This window comes from Bradyrhizobium sp., from assembly GCF_017881085.1.
Lineage (GTDB): Bacteria > Pseudomonadota > Alphaproteobacteria > Rhizobiales > Xanthobacteraceae > Bradyrhizobium.
Genome location: NZ_JADGRI010000267.1, coordinates 1 through 7,740, shown reverse-complemented (window position 1 = coordinate 7,740; position 7,740 = coordinate 1). Strand labels below are relative to the sequence as shown.

7 protein-coding genes and 1 pseudogene are annotated in these 7,740 nt (G+C 65.0%); all 8 read right to left on the bottom strand.

The features are described 5' to 3' along the window. A partial coding sequence (locus tag QZ213_RS21365) for a GntR family transcriptional regulator (RefSeq protein ID WP_291688084.1) occupies nt 1-305 on the bottom strand: 305 nt, incomplete at its 3' end. Continuing rightward, nucleotides 302-700, bottom strand: a complete 399-nt coding sequence (hpxZ, locus tag QZ213_RS21360; protein WP_291688083.1) for an oxalurate catabolism protein HpxZ — start codon at nt 698-700, stop codon at nt 302-304. The genes hpxZ and QZ213_RS21365, both read right to left, overlap by 4 nt. Nucleotides 701-702: 2 nt before the next feature. Then, entirely contained in the window at nt 703-2,100 is a 1,398-nt protein-coding gene (locus QZ213_RS21355) for an AtzE family amidohydrolase (RefSeq protein ID WP_291688082.1), read from the bottom strand. Nucleotides 2,101-2,107: 7 nt separating this feature from the next. Then, nucleotides 2,108-2,290, bottom strand: coding sequence for a DUF4089 domain-containing protein (locus QZ213_RS21350; protein WP_291688081.1), 183 nt, complete (start codon nt 2,288-2,290; stop codon nt 2,108-2,110). Nucleotides 2,291-2,324: 34 nt separating this feature from the next. Continuing rightward, entirely contained in the window at nt 2,325-4,139 is a 1,815-nt protein-coding gene (locus QZ213_RS21345; protein WP_291688080.1) for an ABC transporter ATP-binding protein, read from the bottom strand. Nucleotides 4,140-4,142: 3 nt separating this feature from the next. Then, nucleotides 4,143-5,042 carry an ABC transporter permease gene (locus QZ213_RS21340; protein WP_291688079.1) on the bottom strand — a complete coding sequence of 300 codons (900 nt, stop codon included), beginning with the start codon at nt 5,040-5,042 and terminating at the stop codon, nt 4,143-4,145. Nucleotides 5,043-5,052: 10 nt separating this feature from the next. Next, complete coding sequence (locus QZ213_RS21335) at nt 5,053-6,066, bottom strand: ABC transporter permease (RefSeq protein WP_291688078.1); 1,014 nt, start codon at nt 6,064-6,066, stop codon at nt 5,053-5,055. Between the two features lie 203 nt (nt 6,067-6,269). Continuing rightward, nucleotides 6,270-7,740: pseudogene (locus tag QZ213_RS21330) on the bottom strand (ABC transporter substrate-binding protein); the annotation flags it as partial.

The window sequence follows — 7,740 nt, the reverse complement described above, 5'->3', positions numbered from 1 at the left end:
GGCCGCGCCACCACCGCGCCGCGATGCGCCCGGGCGTCGACCAGGCCGGAGGCCACGAGCTGCCGCAATGCCTCCCGCACCGGCGTGCGCGACACCTTGAAGCGCTTTGCGATATCGGTCTCGTCGAGCGCCGATCCCGGCGGCAGCGCGCCGCGCACGATTTCGTCGGCCAATTGCAGCCGAAGTTCCTCGGCGCGCGTGATCTTGTCCGGTTGGGGCGACGCGCGGTCGACGCGGCGAACCACCGGCTCGGCCTCGGCGGCGGGACGCGCTGGAGTTCCGGTCGGAAGATCGTCCAGACTCATGTCGTTTGAACTCGCGGTTCATCGATGATGCTGACATGGGCAGCGACGATTCTCCAGCCCTCAGGAAATCGCACCCAGGTCTGCATCTGCCGCCCCACTTTGCCGGGCGCGGTGTCGCGATAGAACAGCGTCGAGGCCACCGCGGTGTCGCGGCCATAGGTCGTGATCACGGTCCTTTCCGTCCGGCGCATCAGCCCGACCGGCGAGCGCGCGGCGCGAAAGGCCGTGATCTCGCCATAACCGTGGAGATTTTCGCCGATCCCATAGCGCAGCGTACGGGCATCGTCGCGGAACAGCTGATCGAGCACGGCAACGTCGTTTGCGACCAGCGCTTTCTCGTATCGCTCGAACTGCGCGGTCACCTCGGCCACCACATCGGGAAGATCGACCTGCATGATCAGATTCCCCTCGGCGGCGGCGCAGACACCACGCCGGCACGCTCCAGCGCGTAAGCCACGCGCAGCGCGATATCCTCGCGCCAGGGCGCGGCGATGATCTGCACGCCGATCGGCATCGGCTCGAGCGGAACGGGCACGGCCGCCACGGGAAGCCCGATGAAGGAAATCGGCTGGGTGTGGATGCCGATATTGGCCCGCACCGGCAGTTCGACACCGTCGAGCACGAAGGTCGTTTGTCCCAGTTTCGGCGCGACGCAGGGCGTCGCCGGCGCGATGATGACGTCGACGGATTTGAACAGTTCTATCACCTGCGCCCGATACCAGCGGCGGAATTTCTGTGCGCGGTCGACCAGCGGCGCCGGGATCATGGCGCCCGCCAGCAAACGGTCGCGCACTGCCGGATCGAAATCGTTCGGGCGCTGGCGCAGGCGGTCGAGATGCAGCGAGGCGCCTTCGCTGGTCGTGATGACATAGGCGGCGGCGCGGGCGCGCGCGGCCTCGGGAATTTCGACAATCCGCGTGGTGCCGAGCGCCTTGGCGACGCGCGCGACGGCCTCGATGGCCTCGGGAAAGACGTTCTTCTGAAAATACCCGCCGGCGATCGCGATGCGCAAAGCCCCGATGTCCTGCGTCAGCAGCGGCATCACCGGTTCGGCGGGGCGTGTCGTGCACGCCGCATCCTCCGCATCGGGCCCCTGCATCGCGTCATAGGCCAGCGCGAGATCACCGACATTGCGCGCGAACGGGCCGAGATGATCGAAGCTGAAAACGAACGGAAACGAGCGGGCGCGCGACAGCCTTCCATAGGTCGGCTTCAACCCGAAAATGCCGCAGAACGACGACGGCACCCGGATCGAGCCGTTGGTGTCCGACCCCAGCGCCAGCGGCACCAGATTGCCGCCAACCGCGCCGCCGGAGCCGCCCGACGAGCCGCCGGTCATCCGCGTCACATCGTGCGGGTTGCGGGACGGGCCGTCATGCACATTCTCGCCGGTGAAGTCGTAGGCGTACTCGCCCATGTTGAGCGCGCCGACCAGGACCGCGCCGGCCGCCTCGATGCGCTCGATCAGCGTGGCGTCGCGCGGCGACGGTTTCAGGTCGCGGTTGATCTTCGATCCGGCGCGGGTCGGCAGCCCCTGCACGTCGAACAGATTCTTGACCGCGAACGGCACGCCGGCGAGCGGGCCGGCGTTTTTCCCGGCGGCGATCGCGGCATCGACGCTGCGGGCTTTCGCGCGCGCGCGGTCGGCGGTCACGTCGGTGAAGGAATTCAAGATGGGATCATGTTTAGCGATCCGCGCCAGCGCCGCCTCGGTCACGGCGAGCGCCGAGAGCTTTCGTCCCGACACGGCGGAGGCGATTTCCGCGGCCGACAGCCCGTCGATGCCGGCGGTCATGGCGGGATCACGCTGCAAAGACACTGGCCGGCTCGGTTTCGTCGGGCAACGAAAATTCATCGACCAGCCGCGCCAGCCGCAGCGACACTTCGAGATTGGCCTTCACCGCCGGCTTCCAGGCATCCTCGACCGGCAATGCCAGCGCCTTCGACACGGCGTCGATATAGTCGTCAAGCGGATCAGCGGCCATCGTTCTCCCGATTTTCTCTCAATACCCGCACCCTTCAGTGAACCGGCAACGGCGGATGCGGAATCGCCGTCAGCAGTTCCCTTGTATAGGCATCCTGCGGATCTCCCAATACGCGTTCCGAGGGACCCTGTTCGACGATCCGCCCCGACCGCATCACAATGACACGATCGCATAGCAGGCGCACCACATTCAAATCGTGCGACACGAACAAATAGCTCATGCCCATCGACTGTTTCAGATCCTGCAGCAGATTCAACACCACCGCCTGCACCGAGACGTCGAGCGCCGCGGTCGGCTCGTCGAGGATGACGAGCTTCGGATGCAGCGCGATGGCGCGCGCGATGCCGACGCGGGCCTTCTGTCCGCCCGACAATTGATGCGGGAACCGGTCGAGCAGGTTCACCGGCAGGCCGACCAGCCCGGCCAGTTCCTCGCAGCGGGCGCGCAGCGCGTCGCGGCCTTTGACGTGGCCGAGTTGCATGATCGGGTCGGCGATGGCGCGCGCCGCCGTAAAGCGCGGATTGAGGCTGTCGGTCGGATCCTGGAACACCATCTGGATGCTCTTGCGCAGCGGCAGCCGCGCAAACGCGTTGGGCAGGATCGCACCGATCTCGTCGCCGTCGAACACGATGCGGCCCGAGGTCTGGTCCAATAGCCGCATCACCATCATGGAGGTGGTGGACTTGCCGCAGCCGGATTCGCCGACCAGGCCGACACTCTCGCCGTGCCCGACGGAAAAACTGATGCCGTCGACCGCGCGAAACTGTTCCGTGACGACCGGCGGCTTGCGCGAGAACAGTTTTGAAAGCGTCGCGGTGGCGCCCTGGCGCGGATATTCTTTTACCAGTTTCTCGACGAGGAGGAGCGGTTGCTTCGTTCCGCCGCCCGTTGAATCGTCACCCCCGGGCTTGACCCGGGGGTCCATCTCCTCTGGAGAGGACTCTTGCGAAGTGGGATGGATGGCCGGGTCAAGTCCGGCCATGACGGTTGATGCGCGGGGCGAGGCTGAAAGCACCGCCGCCTCCTCTTCCGGCAACAGATCGCGCAGGGAGACGCCGAGCCGCGGCGTCGCGCGCATCAGTTTCCTGGTATAGGCGTGCTGCGGATTGGCGAAGATGTCGGCCGACAGCGCGGTCTCGACCACCCTGCCCTTCTCCATCACCACCACGCGGTCGCAATAGGCCGCGGCGAGGCCGAGATCGTGGGTGATCAGGATCGTCGACATGCCCCGGCTTTTGGTCAGTTCGACGATCAGGTCCATCACCGCCTTCTGCGTGGTCACGTCGAGGCCGGTGGTCGGCTCGTCCGCGATCAGGAGCTGAGGATTGCAGGCCAGCGCCAGCGCGATCACCACGCGCTGGCACATGCCGCCGGACAGTTCGAACGGATAGGCGTGATAGCGCTCGCGGGGACGGGCGATCTTGACCTGTTCCAGCGCCTCGATCGCCTTCTCGCCGCGGTCGGTCACCGCCGCCTGCTGCACGTGCTGGCGCAGCACATCCTCGATCTGGTCGCCGACCTTGCGGATCGGGTTGAGCGCCGCGCGCGGATTCTGGAAGATCATCGAGATTTCGCGGCCGCGCAGGTCGCGCATCTGGTCTTCGCTGGCGGTCTTGACGTCGATACCGGAAAACATCACCGAGCCCTCGGCGATCTTGCCGGCGCGATCGAGAATCCGCATCACCGCGTAGGAGGTGACGGATTTGCCGGAACCGGATTCGCCGACGATGCCGAGCGTCTCGCCCTTCGCCACGGAAATGTTGACGTGCTGCACCGCCTTGACGATGCCGCGTCGGGTGGCGAATTCGACGGTGAGATCGTTGACGTCGAGCAGCGGCTGCGCGGTCATGCCTCACGTCCTCCGCTGGGGATCGACGATGTCGCGCAGGCCGTCGCCGAGCAGGTTGAAGCAGAACACGGCGATCATCAGCGCAAGGCCCGGGAACAGCGCGATCCACCATTCGCCCGACACCATGAAGCTCGCGCCTTCCGCGACCATGATGCCCCATTCGGCGGTCGGCGGCCGTACCCCGAGCCCGATGAAGGAGAGACCGGCGGCGTTGAGGATGGCGTAACCCATGGTCAGCGACATCTGTACGATCATGATCGGCATGATGTTGGGCAGGATATGAACTAGCAAGATGCGAAACTCGCCATTGCCCGACAGGCGCGCCGCTTGCACGAAACCGGCGTCGCGCCGCACATTGGCTTCGGCGCGCGCGACCCGCGCATAGAGCGGGAAATTGACGATCGCGGTGGCGATGATGATGTTCTGCACGGTGTTGCCGAGCGCGGCCACGATGCCCATCGCCAGCACGAACAGCGGAAACGCCATGATGGTGTCGGCGATGCGGCCGACGATGCGGTCGGTCCAGCCGCCGAAATAGCCTCCGGCGATGCCGGCAAGGCCGCCCATGAGGAATACCAGCACAACGGAGGCGACCGCGATGAACGTGTCGAGCCTCGTGGCCACGATGACGCGGCTGAAGATGTCGCGGCCGAGCTGGTCGGTGCCGAACCAGTGCGCCGCGGACGGCGGTTTCAGCGCCGCCGCGGTGTCGGACGCCAAGGGATTGTAGGGCACGACGTAAGGCCCGAACAACGCCGCGAAGACAATGACGATCAGAAGGCCGAACGCGAACGCGGTGACCCGGTTTTCGCCGAGCACATAGCGGGTGTGCTCGAAGATCGCTGATAGCCCCGAGGTGCGCGCGGGACCTGCGGGTTCAACGGCTGGCGCAACGCTGCTCATGCTTACCACCTCACCCTTCGAGCCTGACCCGGGGATCAATCACGCCATAGAGAATGTCGATCGTCAGATTGAGCAGCACGTACATGACCGCCATGGTCAGCACGAAGCCCTGCACCGGCGCGAAGTCGGACGAGATCAACGCTTCCACCGCGTAGGAGCCGATGCCGGGCCAGGCGAATACTTTTTCGACCAGCACGTTGGCCCCGAGCAGGAACGAGAACACCATGCTGAGCGTGGTGATGACCGGCAGCATGGCGTTGCGGAACGCGTAGGTGACGATGACCGTGGTGGGAGACAGGCCGCTGGCGCGCGCGGTCCGCACGAAATCCGACGACAGCACCGCCAGCATTGACGCCCGCGTCATGCGCGCGATCGGCGCCAGCGAGAAGATCGCGAGCGTCAGCGCCGGCAGGATCAACTGGCTGAGCGCGGAGCGGAAGGTCTCGAAATCGCGCGCGATCAGCGCATCGATCAGATAGAAGCCGGTGACCGCGGGCGGCGCGCTATAGAACACGTCGAGCCGCCCCAGCGGCGCCGGCGACCATCCGAGGTTGAAATAGAAGATATAGACCAGCACCAGCCCCGTGAAGAACACCGGCAGCGATACGCCCGCCGTGGTCGTCACCCGGCAGAGATGGTCGATCCAGGAGCCGGGCCTGGTGGCGGCGAGGATACCGAGCGGAATGGCGATTACGATGGAAACCAGAAGGCCGAGCAGCGTCAGCTCCGCCGAGGCCGGCAGCCGATTGCGGATTTCGGTCGCGACCGGCTGGCCGGTCGTCAGCGAGGTGCCGAAATCGCCATGCGCGAGATCGACGGTGTAGCGGAAGAATTGCTCGATCAGCGGCTTGTCGAGCCCGAGTTTCTTGCGGATCTGCTCGACCGCCTCCTTGTTCGCGGCGGGGCCTGCGAAATACGCCGCGGGATCGCCGGGCAGTGCGCGCGTCAACAGGAAGGTGACGATCACCACCCCTATCAGGGAGGGGATCGCGAACATCAGCCGCTTGCCGATCATGGTCAGCATGGCGCGCGCCTCGCAATTTGAAGCTGCGATCGCTCCGCAAGGTGAGGTGCGCTCCCTCCCCCCTTGCGGGGGAGGGCTGGGGAGAGGGGTAGCCGCGAGTTCGGTGCGTGTGGCTCACCCCTCTCCCTGCCCCTCCCCCACAAGGGGGGAGGGAATGAGAGAGCGGGGCTACCTGACGTTTGCGCTACGGCCCCCATCAGCGCTCACCCCTTCACCAGCGCGCGGTAGTCGAGGCGGCGGTGGAACCAGTATTGGTAGCCCGACACGTTCTTCTGCATCGCGACGTTGACATAGGGCTGATACAGCGGAATGCGCGGGATATCGGTGAAGGCGAGGTCGACAAACCCCTTCACGTCCTTGTCGTAAGTCGGCTTGTCGCCGACCGCGGCGGCGTCGACGGCGCCGGCAATCAGTGCATCCATGTCCTTGGACTGGTAGCTCATGGTGTTGAAGATCGAATTCTTGCCGTCGTAGCACCAGATGAAGAAGTATTCGGGAAAATCGAGCCAGCCGGAAAACACGTTGGTGTAGAGCGGCAGTACCTTCTTGTTCAGTTCGGTGCGCCAGTTGGCGCCGGGGATCTTGTTGATCGTGGTCTTGATCCCGATCTGCGCCAGACTCTCCTGCACCAGCACGCAGAGCGGCTCGTTGACGCCAGCGAATCCGAGATCGAACGACAGCGTGGTCTCGAAGCCGTTGGGATAGCCGGCCTCGGCCAGCAGCGCCTTGGCCTTGTCGATGTCGGTGTTGAATTTGGTCGGCTGCGGCCATGCCACTTCGGTCGCCTGACCGGCGGATGCGCCGAACATCGGCTTTGCCAGACCGAACAGCACCGCATCCATGATCTTCTGGTAGGGAATCGCATAGGCGACCGCCTGCCGCACCTTGATGTTGTCGAACGGCGGGTTTTTGACATTCATGCCGATGTACTGGATGCCGTTGGAATAGGGCACCGACACGATGTTGAGCTTGCCGTCGCCCTTCAGCTCGACGAAATCCTTGTTCGGCAGATCGTAGGAGATATCGGCGTCGCCGCGCTCCAGCAGCGCGCGGCGGTTGCCGGCCTGCGGCACCATGCGCCAGATCACGCGCTTGACCTTGGGCAAGGGGCCGCCGACCCACTCGTCGTTGCGCTCCATGATGACTTCGGTGCCGGCGGTCCACTTCGTCACCTTTTAGGCGCCGGAGCCCGCCGTCTGCTGCTTGGTGTAGTCGAGGCCCCAGGGATCCTTCTCGCTGGCGTTCTTCTTCACCAGTTCGGAATTGACCACGCAGGGGACAATGACCGCGAGATCGGGAATGGTCAGGCGGTCCTTCTTGGCGAAATCGACCCGCACCGTGTTGTCGTCGACGACGACGAATTGCTCCGGCTTGGTCAGCGAGCCCGCGCCCATCTGGAAGGTGGGGAAGCCGCCGACGCTGACGGCGCGGTCCAAGGACCATTTGACGTCCTTCGCCGTCACCGGCGCGCCGTCGTGGAATTTCGCGCTCTTCTTCAGTTTGAAGGTCACCGACATGTCGCCGACATTCATGTCCTCGGCAAGTTCGGGCTTGAACTTGTCGCGGTCATAATACGGCACGCCGCCGGGGCCGCTCTTCATCTCGTGGCTGATCAGCCGGTCATAGCAATTCCAGGACACCTCATAGCCGGGCACGTTGGTGCCGACGCCATGA